This is a genomic window from Pseudomonas sp. MNR3A, assembly GCF_009650575.1.
GTDB classification, from domain to species: Bacteria; Pseudomonadota; Gammaproteobacteria; order Pseudomonadales; family Pseudomonadaceae; genus Aquipseudomonas; species Aquipseudomonas machongensis.
In genome coordinates this window covers 183135-197482 of sequence record NZ_VZZS01000025.1, presented here as the reverse complement: position 1 = coordinate 197482, position 14348 = coordinate 183135, and the positions used below count along the sequence as shown (strand labels likewise).

Annotated in this window: 16 protein-coding genes; 3 read left to right on the top strand and 13 right to left on the bottom strand. The window is 64.3% G+C overall.

The features are described from left to right. Positions 1–3: 3 nt before the first annotated feature. The 11 genes from F6X62_RS17640 to ubiE all read right to left on the bottom strand — a co-directional run bounded on the left by F6X62_RS17640 (position 4) and on the right by ubiE (position 10149). Positions 4–1947 (bottom strand): methyl-accepting chemotaxis protein, encoded by a 1944-nt coding sequence (locus F6X62_RS17640; RefSeq protein WP_153774268.1) that lies wholly within the window; start codon positions 1945–1947, stop codon positions 4–6. Between the two features lie 152 nt (positions 1948–2099). Next, positions 2100–4016: a methyl-accepting chemotaxis protein gene (locus F6X62_RS17635; RefSeq protein ID WP_153774267.1), complete on the bottom strand. Its 1917-nt coding sequence runs from the start codon at positions 4014–4016 to the stop codon at positions 2100–2102. A 99-nt stretch (positions 4017–4115) separates the two neighbouring features. Continuing rightward, on the bottom strand, positions 4116–4823 hold the full coding sequence (locus F6X62_RS17630) for a 16S rRNA (uracil(1498)-N(3))-methyltransferase (RefSeq protein WP_153774266.1): 708 nt from the start codon (positions 4821–4823) through the stop codon (positions 4116–4118). Further along, positions 4820–5611 carry a twin-arginine translocase subunit TatC gene (gene tatC, locus F6X62_RS17625; RefSeq protein WP_063546576.1) on the bottom strand — a complete coding sequence of 264 codons (792 nt, stop codon included), beginning with the start codon at positions 5609–5611 and terminating at the stop codon, positions 4820–4822. Before tatC ends, F6X62_RS17630 begins: the two co-directional genes overlap by 4 nt. Then, on the bottom strand, positions 5608–5982 hold the full coding sequence (gene tatB, locus F6X62_RS17620; protein WP_065863874.1) for a Sec-independent protein translocase protein TatB: 375 nt from the start codon (positions 5980–5982) through the stop codon (positions 5608–5610). Before tatB ends, tatC begins: the two co-directional genes overlap by 4 nt. A 3-nt stretch (positions 5983–5985) precedes the next feature. After that, complete coding sequence (locus tag F6X62_RS17615) at positions 5986–6270, bottom strand: twin-arginine translocase TatA/TatE family subunit (protein WP_054894793.1); 285 nt, start codon at positions 6268–6270, stop codon at positions 5986–5988. Between the two features lie 77 nt (positions 6271–6347). Continuing rightward, positions 6348–6680: a phosphoribosyl-ATP diphosphatase gene (locus F6X62_RS17610; RefSeq protein ID WP_054894792.1), complete on the bottom strand. Its 333-nt coding sequence runs from the start codon at positions 6678–6680 to the stop codon at positions 6348–6350. Between the two features lie 2 nt (positions 6681–6682). Further along, the gene (gene hisI, locus F6X62_RS17605; protein ID WP_054894791.1) at positions 6683–7075 is read right to left on the bottom strand and encodes a phosphoribosyl-AMP cyclohydrolase; all 393 of its coding nucleotides are present in this window, start codon (positions 7073–7075) and stop codon (positions 6683–6685) included. A gap of 73 nt (positions 7076–7148) precedes the next feature. Next, on the bottom strand, positions 7149–8759 hold the full coding sequence (gene ubiB, locus F6X62_RS17600) for a ubiquinone biosynthesis regulatory protein kinase UbiB (protein ID WP_153774265.1): 1611 nt from the start codon (positions 8757–8759) through the stop codon (positions 7149–7151). Continuing rightward, positions 8756–9379 (bottom strand): SCP2 domain-containing protein, encoded by a 624-nt coding sequence (locus F6X62_RS17595; protein ID WP_054894789.1) that lies wholly within the window; start codon positions 9377–9379, stop codon positions 8756–8758. Before F6X62_RS17595 ends, ubiB begins: the two co-directional genes overlap by 4 nt. After that, positions 9379–10149, bottom strand: a complete 771-nt coding sequence (ubiE, locus tag F6X62_RS17590) for a bifunctional demethylmenaquinone methyltransferase/2-methoxy-6-polyprenyl-1,4-benzoquinol methylase UbiE (protein ID WP_054894788.1) — start codon at positions 10147–10149, stop codon at positions 9379–9381. Before ubiE ends, F6X62_RS17595 begins: the two co-directional genes overlap by 1 nt. Positions 10150–10273: 124 nt before the next feature. On the opposite strand from ubiE, the gene F6X62_RS17585 reads away from it, so the two are divergent. From F6X62_RS17585 to F6X62_RS17575, 3 genes are all read left to right on the top strand, one after another. Continuing rightward, positions 10274–10549 (top strand): polyhydroxyalkanoic acid system family protein, encoded by a 276-nt coding sequence (locus tag F6X62_RS17585; protein ID WP_063546572.1) that lies wholly within the window; start codon positions 10274–10276, stop codon positions 10547–10549. Positions 10550–10679: 130 nt separating this feature from the next. Beyond that, a complete protein-coding gene (locus F6X62_RS17580; protein ID WP_153774264.1) occupies positions 10680–11102 on the top strand; it encodes a phasin family protein in 423 nt (140 codons plus the stop codon). A 10-nt stretch (positions 11103–11112) separates the two neighbouring features. Further along, positions 11113–11916 (top strand): phasin family protein, encoded by an 804-nt coding sequence (locus F6X62_RS17575; RefSeq protein WP_153774263.1) that lies wholly within the window; start codon positions 11113–11115, stop codon positions 11914–11916. Positions 11917–12010: 94 nt separating this feature from the next. On the opposite strand, the gene F6X62_RS17570 is transcribed toward F6X62_RS17575, so the two are convergent. Then, positions 12011–12625 (bottom strand): TetR/AcrR family transcriptional regulator, encoded by a 615-nt coding sequence (locus tag F6X62_RS17570; protein WP_054894783.1) that lies wholly within the window; start codon positions 12623–12625, stop codon positions 12011–12013. 4 nt (positions 12626–12629) lie between these two features. Further along, positions 12630–14312 (bottom strand): class II poly(R)-hydroxyalkanoic acid synthase, encoded by a 1683-nt coding sequence (gene phaC, locus F6X62_RS17565; RefSeq protein ID WP_112899346.1) that lies wholly within the window; start codon positions 14310–14312, stop codon positions 12630–12632. Between the last annotated feature and the right edge of the window lie 36 nt (positions 14313–14348).

Here is a 14348-nt window from a genome sequence, read left to right as displayed (position 1 = left end):
TTCCTACAGGCTGAATCGCCCCACCATCCCCCGCAACTGCTGCCCCAGCTGCTGTAGTTCACCACTGGAAGTGGCCGTCTGTTCGCTCGCCGAACTGGTGTGATCGGAAGCCTCGCGCACACTGATCACGCTGCGGTTGATCTGTTCGGCCACCACGCTCTGCTCTTCGCTGGCGGTGGCGATTTGCTGGTTCATCCCCTGGATGTTCGATACGGTCCGGGTGATCTGCCCCAATGCATCGCCCGCGCGGCGACTCAGCTCGACACTTTGCTCGGTCAGGGTCCTGCTGCTGTCGAGCAGTGAAGTGACTTCATCGGTGCCCTGGTGCAGGCTTTCGATCAGGTGCTCGATCTCCTCGGTCGACTGTTGGGTGCGCTGGGCCAGGCCCCGTACTTCGTCGGCCACCACCGCGAACCCGCGCCCGGCTTCGCCGGCACGTGCCGCTTCGATGGCCGCATTGAGGGCCAGCAGGTTGGTCTGTTCTGACACCGACTTGATCACGTCGAGGATACTGCCGATCCGTTGGCTTTCCCCCGCCAGGTGTTGCATCGAGGTGAGGCAGCGGTCCATCTGCGTTGCCAGCTGTTCGATACGCGCGATGGCTTCGGCCACTACCTGATCGCCCACTTGCGCCTGCTGGTCAGCGTCGGTTGCGGCCAATGAGGCATGTTCGGCGTTCTGTGCCACTTCCTGCACGGTCGCGCTCATCTGGTTCATCGCCGTGGCCACCTGGTCGGTTTCCTCGCGCTGCTGAGTGATGCGCTCGAGCGTGTCTGCGCTGGCCCCGGCCAGTTGCGAGGCCGCTTGTGACAAGTGCTCGACGCTCTGGTCGATGCCGCCGATCAGCTGGCGCAGGCTCAGCGTCATCTCGCACATGCTGCGCTGCAACTGGCCCATTTCGTCGCGACGCGCCACCGTTTCCACTTGGCTGAGGTCGCCGCGAGCGATGCGGGCGGCCTGGGCCAGTGTCTGGCGCAGTGGCTCGGTGATCTGCCGGGTGATCAGCCAGCCGGCCAGCACGCCGACAGCCAAGGCCAGCAGTGCCACGCTGGTCAGCAGTGAGCGAGCGGCTACGGCTTCATGGTCGCGTTGGGCAACTTTCTGCTCGGCCAGCGTCACGCTGGCGTCACTCAGGTCGTTACCGATGACTTCCATGTCGCTTTGCAGTTGTTCGAGGCGGATCGCCGCGCGACGGTATTGCTCCAGGCTGGCCCGGTACTCGGCCAGGGCGGGCTTGGGGCGCGCCATGAGCTCGCTCGACAATGCGAGCGGTGCAAGTGCCGTCAGCATTTGCTCCAGGCTGGCTTGCGCAGCATCGAGCGCCGCATTGCCGACCTGTGCGAAGTCCTCGACGGGCGAGAACGTGTAGGCGGGTACCAGGCTTTGCTGGTTGGCGCTGTCGACCTGGCGCGTGAGCGTGTCCATCAGTCCGAGCAGGTTGCCCTGCGGCTGGTCGGCGGGAAGCTTGAGCAGCGCTTGGGTCTGCAGGTCGTCGATGACTTCATCCAGTATCCGGTCCTTGTCGCGCATGATCTTGCGCAGCTCGGCACGGCTATCGACTGCGCGCAGCAGCTCGGCGTAGTTCTCGCGCAGGCGCTGCAACTGACGCAGCTTCTCGCTGAGCAGCTCGCGCGACTGGTCGACGCTGCTGCGTTGCTGGAGCACGGTGAGCCGGCGTTCGAGCTGGTCGAGGATCGCGTCGATGCGTGTCTTGCTAGTGTCGTCGGCCAGCACGCGGTAGGTGATGCGTTCGGCGCGCAGGTCTTTGCTCAGGTCACTGATCTGCACGATCTCGCTGAGCTGTTGCGAGCGGATGATGGCGCCGTCCAGGGCGCGCCAGCCGCTGACGGTGGTTGCGAGTGTGAGCAACAGGACCACGGCGAAGCCGAGGGTGAGTTTGAGTCGCACGCTGAGGTTGGCGAGGCAGCGATTGAGATATCCGAACATGGCGAGTCTCCATCCATATGAGAGAAGGACCATGCTGGTAGGTTGCCAGCATGGTCCTTCTGCTCATCGGCAGAGCGCGCGTGGGACTCGACCTGTAAATCCTGTGGGAAAGTTCCACTGGCAGGTAGTGATTATTCCTTGCCCGGCGGCGCTCAGAGACGGAAGCGGGCTACCAGGCCCTGCAGGTGGGTGCCGAGCCGCGCCAGCTCGACGCTGGAGCTGGCAGTCTCTTCACTGGCCGCCGAGGTCTGGTCGGAAATATCCCGTACATTCATCACGCTGCGGTTGATCTCCTCGGCCACTGCACTCTGCTGCTCTGCCGCCGTAGCGATCTGCTGGTTCATCGATTGGATCGACGACACGGTGCGGGTAATGGTATCCAGCGAGCTGCCGGCGCGACGGGTCAGTTCGACGCTGCTGTCGGTGAGTTCGCGGCTGCTGTCCATCACACTGGATACCCGCTGGGTGCCGCTCTGCAGGTTGGCGATCAGCTCCTCGATCTCCTCGGTCGACTGCTGGGTGCGCTGCGCCAGGCTGCGTACTTCATCGGCGACAACGGCGAATCCGCGACCAGCCTCACCCGCGCGTGCAGCTTCGATGGCGGCGTTGAGGGCCAGCAGATTGGTCTGCTGGGCGACCGACTTGATCACGTCGAGCACGCTGCCGATCTTGTCGCTCTCGGTCTTGAGCTGGTTCATCGCTTCGCTGGAGTTACCCACTTCGTTGGCCAGGCGCTCGATCTGGGCGATGGCCTCGCCGACCACACGATCACCCTCGCGAGCCTGCTGATCGGCCATTAGCGCCGCTTCCGACGCCTGCTCGGCGTTGCGCGCGACTTCCTGCACGGTGGCTGCCATTTCGTTCATGGCGGTCGCGACCTGATCGGTCTCCACTTTCTGGTTGTTGACGCCTGCGCTGGTCTGCTCGGTGACGGCCGACAGCTCTTCGGCAGCGCTGGCGATCTGGGTGACGCCGTCACCGATACCGCTGATCAGTTCGCGCAGGCCCTGGGTCATGCGTTGCATGCTGGCTTGCAGTTGGCCGAGTTCGTCGCGACGTTGCACCAGCAGGTCCTGGCTCAAGTCGCCGCTGGCCACGCGTTCGGCGGCGCTGAGGGTCTGGCGCAGGGGCACGACGATCTGCCGGGTGATGGCCCAGGCGGCAATGATGCCTAGCAGCAGGGCCAGGGCACTGGCTCCGCCCAGTAGGGTCTTGGCCTGCAGGGCACCACTGTTGCGCACGGCGGTCTGCGATGCGGTCATCTGCGTACCGGCATCCATCAACACCTGGCCCTGTACAACCATGCGTTGCAAGGTCTGCTCCGCGCTGGTCTGCGCTGCGCCGAACTGCTTCACCGCATCGCGATAGGCGCCCATGGCATTGGCGGCATCATCGAGACTGGCGGCGTATTCGGCGGGCACCCTGGCCGGCAGGGCCTTGAGCACAGCGAGCGCCTGGTCGATGGCATCCAGCGCGGTCTGCTGGAATTCGGCCTTGCCGCTATAGGTGTAGCCGCGCACCTGGAAGCGCGCCTGCTGGAGCAAGGCGCTGGCCTGCACGATCTGTTGATAGAGGCTGATGTCGCCACCTTGCGCAAGGCGTTGCTGCACCTGACCGATCAGCGCAGCGGCCTTGTCGGCGCTGTCACCCAGCACACTGCGTGCGGCTTCACGGCGCTGGCCGGCCTGCTTGAGCTCGACGAAGGCCTGGCGGTATTGGCGCACGGCTTGACGCTGCTGCTCCAGGCGCTGGCGATCCTGCGGATGCTCGATCTGCCCGAGCATCATCTCGACCTGCTGCTCGAGCTTGCCGAGCGCTTTTTCCAGCTCGCCCGCCGATGCGTCGTCGCGATTGCGTTCGTACTGCTGGCGGGCGATGCGCAGGTCCTGGCTGTAGCCGAGGATCAAGGAGATGTTGCCCAGCTTGTCACCGCGGTCGATGATCGAGTCCATGCCGCGCCAGCCTGTGGCGGTGATCGCCATGGTCAACAACAGTACCAGGCCGAAGCCGGCCCCCAGTTTGCGACTGACGCTCACGTTTCCCAGCGACTGGACAACCTTTCCGTACATGACGATCTCCCCGGCGACTTGAAAAGCCAGAATTTTCTTGTGTTGCAAGGCCATCGGCCTGTTGGGGAGAAACTTGATGCCAGGATGCTGACCGAATGGTCAGAATATTCGGGAAAGCAGAGCCGTGACCGCCGTTTCCACGCGCAGGATGCGTTCGCCCAGTTGTACGGGGGCCAGGCCGGCCTTGCCCAGCAGTTCCACTTCGTAGGGAATCCAACCGCCTTCCGGACCAATCGCCAGGGTCACGGGCCCTTGCACCGCGCGTGGGCAGGCCGGGTAGGGGCCGGGATGGCCAACCAGGCCGAGCGTGCCGTCGGCGATGGCGGGCAGCCGGTCTTCGACGAAGGGTTTGAAGCGTTTTTCGATGATGACTTCCGGCAGCACGGTGTCACGTGCCTGCTCAAGGCCAAGGATCAGGTTCTCGCGGATGCTGTCCGGCTGCAGGAACGGCGTCTGCCAGAAGCTTTTCTCGACCTTGTAGCTGTTGACCAGGATCAACCGCGGCACGCCGAGGGTGGCGATGGTCTGGAACAGTCGGCGCAGCATCTTGGGGCGGGGGACGGCCAGCACCAGGGTGAGCGGCAGCTTCGCCGGTGGCTCCTGGTCGAAGCTGACCTGCAGCTCGGCTTCGTGGCCCTCCAGGCGGACTACCTCGGCCTGGCCCATCAGGCCGCCGATGCGGCCTACGCGCAGGGTGTCGCCCACCGCCACGCGGTGGATGTCCTGCATGTGCGTGAAGCGGCGGTCGGCCAGTACGACACGGTCGGCCGCGACGAAGTCGGCCTCCTCGAGCAGCAGCAGGTTCACGCCTGGGTCGCTGGTGGCTGGTCGTTGTGGTCGTCCGCGGCTTCATCCTGCGGATGGCTGCGCTTGCGGATCAGGCCGCCGAACAGCACGCCGATCTCGAACAGCAGCCACATGGGCACGGCCAGCAGGGTTTGCGAGAAGATGTCCGGCGGGGTGAGGATCATGCCGACCACGAAGCAGCCGATGATCACGTAGGGACGGATCTTCTTCAGGTACTTCACATCGACAACGCCGATCCACACCAGCAGCACCACCGCCACCGGAATCTCGAAGGCGACGCCGAAGGCGAAGAACAGGGTCATGACGAAGTCGAGGTAGCTGGCGATGTCGGTCATCATCGACACGCCTTCAGGGGTGGCGCTGGCGAAGAAGCCGAAGATCAGCGGGAACACCAGGAAGTAGGCGAAGGCCATGCCGGCGTAGAACAGGATGATGCTGGAAATCAGCAGCGGGATGGCGATGCGCTTTTCATGGCGATACAGCCCCGGCGCGATGAAGCCCCAGATCTGCTGGAGGATGAACGGGATGGCCAGGAACAGCGAGACGATCATGGTCAGCTTGAACGGCGTGAGGAACGGTGATGCCACGTCGGTGGCGATCATCGTCGCGTTGGCCGGCAGGTGCGCACGCAAGGGCGCCGAGACCAGGGTGTAGATCTGCTGGGCGAAGGAGAACAGCCCGGCGAAGATCAGGAAGATAACGGCGACGCAACGCAGCAGGCGGGTGCGCAGTTCGGTCAGGTGCGAGACCAGCGGCATGGGCTGGTCGTGTTCCGGAGTTTCGCTCATGGGGCTCGGGGCGGCTGGTGCGGCTCAGGGGTGGTCGTGGGCGCCGCAGGGGCGGCGTTGGCGTCGGCGGCAGGTGCGGGAGTCTCGCTCGCGGCTGGCGTGTTCACGGGCTGCGCGGGCGGTGTCTGCGGGTTGAGGATGCGCTTGGCTTCCTGTTCCATCTGCAGGATGTGCTCGTTGTGCAACTGGCGGCGGATGTCATCGGCACCGATCTCGCGCTCGACTTCCATCTTGATGCTGTTGAAGCTGCGCTTGAGCCGGCCGATCCACAACCCCGCGGTACGCGCGGCGCCAGGCAGGCGCTCGGGGCCGAGCACCAGCAGGGCAACCAGGCCGACGAGCAGCAGCTCGCTGAAGCTGATGCCGAACATGGGTCAGTCTTTCCGTTGTGGCTCTTGGACCGGCTGAGCCTGGCCCTCGATGGTGTGCGGCTGGCTCAGCGGCGCGGTGTTGTGCGGCTGCTGGGTGGGTTGCACGGACGGCTGTACAGGCGGCGGAGTCTGCTCGGCAGGCTTGCTCTCTTCCTCGTTCATGGCCTTGCGAAAGCCTTTGATCGATTCGCCCAGGTCGCTGCCGAAGTTCTTCAGCTTTTTGGTGCCGAACACCAGCACTACGACGACCAGCAGGACGATCCAGTGTTTCCAGTCAAAGATACCCATGGTGTACTCCCTTGAATGATGTGTAGCCTGAGCGGGCGTTATCGCAGGGCGAGCCCGCTCCTGCAGGGGCATGGCGATCAGGTCGGTTGGCGCGCGGCCTTCTCGTCATGGCCGGAAAGCCCGAAGCGGCGGTCGAGTTCGTCCAGTACCGCCTGTGGATGCTGCCCCAGTGCGCTGAGCATCACCAGGCTATGAAACCACAGGTCGGCGGTTTCATAGATGACATCACTGTAATCCTTGCTCACGGCGGCGTCCTTGGCGGCGATGATCGTCTCGATCGACTCTTCGCCAAGCTTCTCCAGAATCTTGTTCAGGCCCTTGTGGTAGAGGCTCGCCACGTAGGAGCTGTCGGGGGCCGCCTGCTTGCGTTGTTCGAGCACTTCGGCCAGGCGATCGAGTGTGTCGCTCATGTTCAGTGCCCCGCGTGGTAGATAGTGTCAGGATCTTTCAGGACTGGGTCGACGATCTTCCATTCACCGTTTTCGAAGACACGATAGAAGCAGCTTTCACGGCCGGTATGGCAGGCGATATGACCCAGTTGCTCGACCATCAGGATGACCACGTCGGCGTCACAATCCAGGCGCAGCTCATGCAGTTTCTGCACATGGCCGGACTCTTCGCCCTTGCGCCATAGCTTGCCCCGCGAGCGCGACCAATAGATGGCGCGGTTCTCGGCGGCAGTCAGGGCGAGCGATTCACGGTTCATCCAGGCCATCATCAGCACACGCCCGGTCTTGTGGTCCTGGGCGATCGCCGGTACCAGGCCATCGCTGTTCCACTTGATCTCGTCCAGCCAGTCTTTCATCGTCGACTCCAAAACAGGCCCGCTCCCGTACCGGGCCCTTTGCGCCTAGTGTGCCAGCCAGCAGCGCGGCTGGCTATCGGCGCACGATCAGGTAGAGCCCGGCAGCCAGCATCAGCCACGCCGGCCAGGCGACCGGGGCGCTGAGGCTCGCGGCACCGGTGGCCAGGGTCGCCCCGCCACCGAGCAGGCCGGCACCGAGCAGGCGCAGCGCCCAGTTGTCGCCCGCCCGGCGGCGCTCTGGCAGTTGCGGGTCGTGCAGGTGCGGTTGCGACAAGCGTTCGAGCAGGTCGCGGGTCATGTCGGCCAGGTGCGGCAACTGCTCGGCTTGGCTATAGAGGTTGCCGAACACCGCCTTGGGGCTCATGCGCTCGCGCATCCAGCGTTCCAGATAGGGCTTGGCGGTGCTCCACAGGTCCAGGTCAGGGTACAGCTGGCGCCCCAGGCCTTCGATGTTGAGCAGGGTTTTCTGCAGCAGCACCAACTGCGGCTGAACTTCCATATTGAAACGACGGGCCGTCTGGAACAGGCGCATCAGCACCTGGCCGAAGGAAATATCCTTTAACGGTTTTTCGAAGATCGGCTCGCATACGGTGCGGATCGCCGCTTCGAATTCGTTGACCTTGGTGTGTGCCGGCACCCAGCCCGAATCGATGTGCAACTGCGCCACGCGACGGTAGTCGCGCTTGAAGAAAGCGATCAGGTTGCGTGCCAGGTAGTCCTGGTCTTCGGCGGTCAGGCTGCCGACGATACCGCAGTCGATGGCGATGTACTGCGGGCTCCACGGCTTGACCGTGCTGACGAAGATGTTGCCCGGGTGCATGTCGGCGTGGAAGAAGCTGTCACGGAACACTTGGGTGAAGAACACCTCGACACCGCGTTCGGCCAGAAGCTTCATGTCGGTGCGCTGGTCGGCCAAGGTGGCCATGTCGGTGACCGGCACGCCGTAGATGCGCTCCATCACCAGCACTTTCGGGCGGCACAGGTCCCAGTACACCTGCGGCACGTACATCAGATCCGAGCCTTCGAAGTTGCGCCGCAGCTGGCTGGCATTGGCCGCTTCGCGCAGCAGGTCAAGCTCGTCGTAGATGGTCTTTTCGTAGTCGCTGACCACTTCCACCGGGTGCAGGCGGCGCGCATCGGCGGAGGCCCGTTCGGCCACCTTGGCAATCAGGAACAACCACGCCAGGTCCTGGGCGATCACGGGCTTGAGCCCCGGGCGAACCACCTTGACGACCACCTCTTCGCCGCTCTTGAGACGTGCCGCATGTACCTGGGCGACCGAGGCCGAGGCCAGTGGCTCGACGTCGAAGCGGCTGAACACCTCGCCGACTTTCGCACCGAGCTGCGCTTCGATCAGCGCCACGGCTTTCTGTGGGTCGAATGGCGGCACGCGGTCCTGCAGCAGCATCAGCTCGTCGGCGACGTCCGTTGGCAGCAGGTCGCGGCGGGTGGAGAGCAGTTGGCCGAACTTGATGAAGATCGGCCCCAGGTCCTGCAGGGCCAGGCGCAGGCGCGCGCCGCGGCTGAGCTCGCTGGGCTTGCGCGGTAGCCAGCGCCAGGGCAGCAGCAGGCGGATGCTCAGCAGCCACCAGGGCAGGGGCAGGTCGAACAGCAGGTCATCGAGGCGGTAGCGGATCACGACGCGCTGGATGCGCAACAGACGGCGGACGGCGAGCAGCTTCATGCGTTATCGCTGGAATCAAGAGTGTGGGAAAGGCGACGGATGCGCGCCTCGAGACGTTCGATATCGACCTTCAGCGCATCGAGCTCGCTGAATGCCGCTTCGGCTTCGCGCTGCCCGACCAGGGTACGCGATTCCTCGGCCAGGTACTCGGACAGATTCTGGCTGAACCGCGACAGGCCCTGCCGGGTCCAGCGTGCGCGCAGGCGCAAGTGGCCGGCGATCAGCGCGGTGGGGACCGGCCCCAGCCAGCGCGACAGCTCGTACTCCCAATCGAGCTCCAGGTCCTGGAGCACGCCGACCAGGTCGAGCAGCACCGCGCTGTCGCCATGCAGCTCGACCTGCGGGCTGTGCAGCACGGCGTTCTTGTCTGTGGCGAAGGCCAGCTGGGCCAGGCTGCCGGCCGGCGCACGCAGGGTGCAATCGACCTCGCCCTCCCAATGCGCAGCGAGCATCAGGCCTTCGTCATCGGGCAGGATGAACAACTGCAGGGCGGGCTGGCGGCAGTCGATGGCGATCACCTTGCCTTCCAGTGCACCCAGGCGCGGCAGCGCCGTGCTGTCCATACGCAGCACACGGTTGAGCCCGTGCTCGACGCTGGCGAGCAGCCCGGCCAGGAGCATCAGGGTTTGATTCCCCGGTGCACGGCGACGATGCCGCTGGTCATGTTGTGGTAGGTGACGCGGTCGAAACCGGCATCGACCATCATGCTTTTCAGCGTTTCCTGGTCAGGGTGCATGCGGATCGATTCGGCCAGGTAGCGATAGCTTTCCGAGTCGTTGGTGATCAGCTTGCCGGCCAGGGGCATGAAGGCGAAGGAGTAGGCGTCGTAGGCGCGCGACATCAGTTTGTTGGTGGGCTTGGAGAACTCCAGCACCAGCAGGCGGCCACCGGGCTTGAGCACACGCAGCATCGAGCGGATGGCTTCATCCTTGTGCGTCACGTTGCGCAGGCCGAAAGCGATGGTCACGCAGTCGAAGTGGTTGTCGGGGAAGGGCAGCTTTTCAGCATCGGCCTGGACGAACTCGATATTGCCGGCCACGCCGCGGTCGAGCAGGCGATCGCGGCCGACCTTGAGCATCGATTCGTTGATGTCGGCCAGTACCACCTGGCCGGTCGGGCCGACCAGTCGCGAGAACTTGGCAGCCAGGTCACCGGTGCCGCCGGCGATGTCGAGCACGCGGTTGCCGGGGCGCACACCGGACAGCTCGATGGTGAAGCGCTTCCACAGGCGGTGCATGCCGCCGGAGAGCACATCGTTCATCAGGTCGTACTTGGCGGCCACGGAGTGGAAGACCTCGGCGACCTTCTTCGCCTTCTGGCTCTCGGGGACGTCCTGGTAGCCAAAGTGGGTGGTGGGTTCGGCGTGGTCGCCTTTGCGCTGGTCGTTCATATCGCTTCACCGAAAAAAATTACCGCCATTCTAGGGCGAACGGGCGGATTTGTCTTGGCGGGGTGTGCCGTCTCGCGGGCGCGGGCATAATGCCGATTATGTCTTCATTGCCTGGATACCCCGCATGACTCAGATCAGCGTCGAACGCAAACATTCCCTCGGTCGCGAAGCTGCCCGGGCCAAGGCTGAAAGCCTGGTCGACAAGCTGTCGCGCGAGTACGACCTCAAGGCCACCTGGAACGGCGACCGCGTCGATGTCGCGCGCAGCGGCGCCAACGGCAGCGTGCACATCGGCGAGGACAGCATCCGTGTCGAGCTGAAACTGGGCATGATGCTGTCGATGATGAGCGGGACCATCAAGGGCGAGATCGAGCGCGCGCTGGACAAGGCGCTGGCCTGAGACCGGGGCTGCATGGCGGCCCTGACCCCTCACCTTAGGGTGAGAATTCTAATTTCCCACCCTATCTTCATGCTCAAGCCCGCATTTCAAGGGCAGTTCCTCCATCCACATCGAACGTGAGGTGCAGAGCATGGCCAAGTTGACCCTGAAAAAGAAAGAAGACGCCCAGGACAGCACCCTGAGCGAAGTGCGCGGCTACGCGCGCAAGATCTGGCTGGCAGGCATCGGCGCATACGCCCGGGTCGGCCAGGAAGGCTCGGAGTACTTCAAGGAGCTGGTCAAGGCCGGTGAAGGCGTCGAGAAACGCGGCAAGAAAACCCTCGACAAGAAGCTCGACGCGGCCAACGGCCAGCTCGATGAAGCGGCCGAGGAAGTGAGCCGGGTACGTGGCAAGGTAGAGGGCCAGCTCGACAAAATCGAAAAGGCTTTCGACGCACGGGTGGCCCGCGCCTTGAATCGCATCGGCATTCCGTCTAAACATGACGTTGAGGCGTTGTCCATCAAACTCGAACAGCTGACCGAGTTGCTCGAGCGTGTCGCGCGCAAACCATAAGGAGAGCAGGATGGCTGGCAAGAAGAACACCGAAAAAGAAGGCAGCTCCTGGATCGGCGGGATCGAGAAGTACTCCCGCAAGATCTGGCTGGCAGGTCTGGGGATCTACTCCAAGGTCGACCAGGACGGCCCCAAGCTTTTCGATTCGCTGGTGAAGGATGGCGAGAAGGCTGAAAAGCAGGCGAAGAAGGATGCCGATGCGGCCAAGTCGGCGACTACCTCGCGAGTCTCCGATGTGAAGGATCGCGCGCTGGGCAAGTGGAGCGAGCTGGAAGAGGCCTTCGACAAGCGTCTGAACAGTGCAATCTCGCGTCTGGGCGTCCCCAGCCGTAACGAGATCAAGGCGCTGCACCAGCAGGTCGACAGCCTGACCAAGCAGATCGAGAAGTTGACAGGCGCCTCAGTGGCACCGGTGTCCAAGGCCTCGGCGTCGAAGTCCGCAGCGAGCAAGACCGCTGCCAAGCCATTGGCCAAGGCTGCGGCGAAACCCGCTGCCAAGCCAACTGCCAAGACTGCTGCGGCAAAACCCGCTGCCAAGACCGCCGCGGCTAAACCTGCGGCCAAGCCCGCTGCCAAAGCTGCAGCTGTCAAGCCGGCCGCCAAGCCTGCGGCGAAACCCGCAGCCAAGCCGGTAGCCGCCAAGCCTGCGGCAGCGAAGAAACCTGCTGTGAAGAAAGCCCCGGCCAAGCCGACTGCAGCCAAGCCGGCTGCCGCGAAGCCCGCCGCTCCGGCCGCAACCACGGCACCGGCAGCAAGCGCAGCAGCAACTGGCAATACGCCGTCGGCACCGGTGAGCCCAGCTAGCCAAAGCTGATATCGCGGCGTGCGTTTCGCGGGCAAGTCGCATCGGTGAACCGCCGCTGCGACCTGCCCGCGAATGCGTCAGTGGCAACACCGCAACTTCAGCCCTACACGTCCAGATATTTCCCCGCCAACTGCTCCGCCGCCCTGCGCGCCGGTTCCTGCAGATGCGGTGCCACCAGCATCATCACCTGGTACACCACAATCCCCACATCGCCCTCGCGCCCCAGTACCCGCTGGTAATCCAGCGAGAACAGCAGTGTCAGCGTGATCTGCTCCACCAGTTGCCCCAGCGCCTGGGTCTCGCTCACCACCAATCCCTGGCTCTTGAGACTGGCCAGCAGCGCCGCCAGGGTGCGCTTGATCGCATTGATCAGCCCGCGCATGCCGCGTGCCAGCTTGGGCAGGCGGCCGGTGAGATTGGACAGGTCCTGGAACAGGAAGCTGTACTGCGCCATGCGCTCGACGATCAGGTGCAGGAACAGCCAATAGTCCTCGGCATCCAGGCGCACCTCCAGTGGTGGATCGAGCAGCGGCATCAACTCGTCTTCGAACCGCTCGAACAGGCCCAGTACCAGCGGCTCCTTGCCGTGGAAGTGGTAGTAGAGGTTGCCCGGGCTGATGCCCAGCTCGTTGGCGATCTCCAGGGTCGAGACGTTCGGCTCGCCCTGGCGGTTGAACAGCTCAAGGGCGCAGGCCAGGATGCGGTCGCGGGTCTTCATGGGCTCAGCGTGCCATCACGTAGGTGCCAGGCGCCGGCCCGAGCGGTGGGTAGGAGGGGCTGCCCAGTTCGGTCTTCGGCGGTCTGAGGCTGCCTGAGCGGCGTGAGATCCACTCCAGCCACTGCGGCCACCAGGTGCCGTCGCTACGGGTGGCATCGTGGAACCAGGCGCGTGGGTCGCTGGAGAGCCGAGGGTTTTCCAGGTAATAGGCCTTGGGGTTGCCGGGGGGGTTGATGATGCTCTGGATGTGCCCGCTGTGCGACAGCACGAAGCGTCGCTCGCCGCCCAGCAGCAGGGCCGAGCGGTACACCGCGTCCCAGGGGGTGATGTGATCGTTGCTGCCAGCCACGGTAAAGCTGTCGACCGTGACCTGCCCGAGGTCGATCGGTGTGCCGCACACCTCCAGGCCACCCGGCTGCACCAGTGGGTTGAGCTTGAAGAAGTCCAGCAGCTCGCCGTGCAGGGCTGCAGGCAGGCGAGTGTTGTCGGCGTTCCAGTAGAGAATGTCGAAGGCGGGTGGCGTCTTGCCGAGCAGGTAGTTGTTGACCCAGTAGTTCCAGATCAGGTCGTTGGGGCGCATCCAGGCGAAGATCCGCGCCACCTCGCCGCCATCGAGCACGCCGCGCTGGTAGGAGCGTCGCTTGGAGGCCTCGAGGGTCTGTTCGTCGGCGAACAGGCTGGCAGGGCTGTCGAACTGGCTGTCGAGCAGGCTCACCAGGTAGGTGGCGCTGCGCACCTTGCGCAAGCGCCCCTTGACCTGCAGATGCCCCTGCAGCGCGGCCATGGTCAGCCCGCCGGCACAGGCGCCCATGAGGTTGGGGTCGCGGTTGCCGCTGATGCTGCGACAGGCGTCCAGCGCTTCCTCCAGTGCCTGTACGTAGCTCGAAAGGCCCCATTCGCGGTGGCACGGGTCGGGGTTGCGCCAACTGACCATGAACACCTGCAGGCCGTTCTTGAGCATGTATTGCACGAAGCTGTTGGTCGGCCCCAGGTCGAATACATAGAACTTGTTGATCTGCGGCGGCACCACCAGCAGCGGGCGGGTGTACTGTTTTTCGCTCATCGGCTTGTACTGGATCAGCTCCAGCAGCTCGTTGCGAAATACCACCGCGCCGGGGGTGGCGGCCAGATTGCTGCCGACTTCGAAGGCGCGATCGTCGACCTGGCGCGGCAGGCCGTCGTTGTGGCGCAGGTCGTCGAGCAAGTGGGCGAGGCCGCGCACTACGCTCTGGCCACCGGTGTTGAGCATTTCCTTGACCGCCAGTGGGTTGAGCAGCGAGTTGCTTGGTGAAACGGCGTCGGTGAGCAGGTTGAACAGAAAGTGCGCGCGGGCTCTGTCGTCATCGTCCAGCGAGCTTTCCTCGATCCACTGGCGGGTCTGCTTCTGCCAGGCCAGGTAGGCCTGCAGGCCGCGCCGGTAGAAGGGGTTCTGGCTCCAGGTCGGATCGCTGAAGCGCGCGTCCCGAGGGTGCGGCTGGTGGGGTGTGTCGCCGAGCAGCACGCGGCCCAGCTGACCGCCGAGGCTCAGCAGATGGTGGGCGGTGTGCAGCGGATTGCGCAGGCCGATGCGTCCGACCTGACGCAGGGTCGAAATCAGGTCGCGACCGCGCAGGCCGGCAATGGCGTTCTGCACGTTCATGCTGGTGGCCGGGATCGGTGTCGTCCCCTTCGCCGGTTTGTCCTTCATGGCAACAATCCCTCGTCGATCCTTGTCTGCGGTGCT

What these genes read in the sequence shown, in the direction of transcription:
- F6X62_RS17640 (WP_153774268.1), bottom strand. Translation starts at nt 1,947, where the DNA reads ATGTTCGGATATCTCAATCGCTGCCTCGCCAACCTCAGCGTGCGACTC.
- F6X62_RS17635 (WP_153774267.1), bottom strand. Translation starts at nt 4,016, where the DNA reads ATGTACGGAAAGGTTGTCCAGTCGCTGGGAAACGTGAGCGTCAGTCGC.
- tatC (WP_063546576.1), bottom strand. Translation starts at nt 5,611, where the DNA reads ATGAGCGAAACTCCGGAACACGACCAGCCCATGCCGCTGGTCTCGCAC.
- tatB (WP_065863874.1), bottom strand. Translation starts at nt 5,982, where the DNA reads ATGTTCGGCATCAGCTTCAGCGAGCTGCTGCTCGTCGGCCTGGTTGCC.
- F6X62_RS17615 (WP_054894793.1), bottom strand. Translation starts at nt 6,270, where the DNA reads ATGGGTATCTTTGACTGGAAACACTGGATCGTCCTGCTGGTCGTCGTA.
- F6X62_RS17610 (WP_054894792.1), bottom strand. Translation starts at nt 6,680, where the DNA reads ATGAGCGACACACTCGATCGCCTGGCCGAAGTGCTCGAACAACGCAAG.
- hisI (WP_054894791.1), bottom strand. Translation starts at nt 7,075, where the DNA reads ATGAAAGACTGGCTGGACGAGATCAAGTGGAACAGCGATGGCCTGGTA.
- ubiB (WP_153774265.1), bottom strand. Translation starts at nt 8,759, where the DNA reads ATGAAGCTGCTCGCCGTCCGCCGTCTGTTGCGCATCCAGCGCGTCGTG.
- F6X62_RS17595 (WP_054894789.1), bottom strand. Translation starts at nt 9,379, where the DNA reads ATGCTCCTGGCCGGGCTGCTCGCCAGCGTCGAGCACGGGCTCAACCGT.
- ubiE (WP_054894788.1), bottom strand. Translation starts at nt 10,149, where the DNA reads ATGAACGACCAGCGCAAAGGCGACCACGCCGAACCCACCACCCACTTT.
- F6X62_RS17585 (WP_063546572.1), top strand. Translation starts at nt 10,274, where the DNA reads ATGACTCAGATCAGCGTCGAACGCAAACATTCCCTCGGTCGCGAAGCT.
- F6X62_RS17580 (WP_153774264.1), top strand. Translation starts at nt 10,680, where the DNA reads ATGGCCAAGTTGACCCTGAAAAAGAAAGAAGACGCCCAGGACAGCACC.
- F6X62_RS17575 (WP_153774263.1), top strand. Translation starts at nt 11,113, where the DNA reads ATGGCTGGCAAGAAGAACACCGAAAAAGAAGGCAGCTCCTGGATCGGC.
- F6X62_RS17570 (WP_054894783.1), bottom strand. Translation starts at nt 12,625, where the DNA reads ATGAAGACCCGCGACCGCATCCTGGCCTGCGCCCTTGAGCTGTTCAAC.
- phaC (WP_112899346.1), bottom strand. Translation starts at nt 14,312, where the DNA reads ATGAAGGACAAACCGGCGAAGGGGACGACACCGATCCCGGCCACCAGC.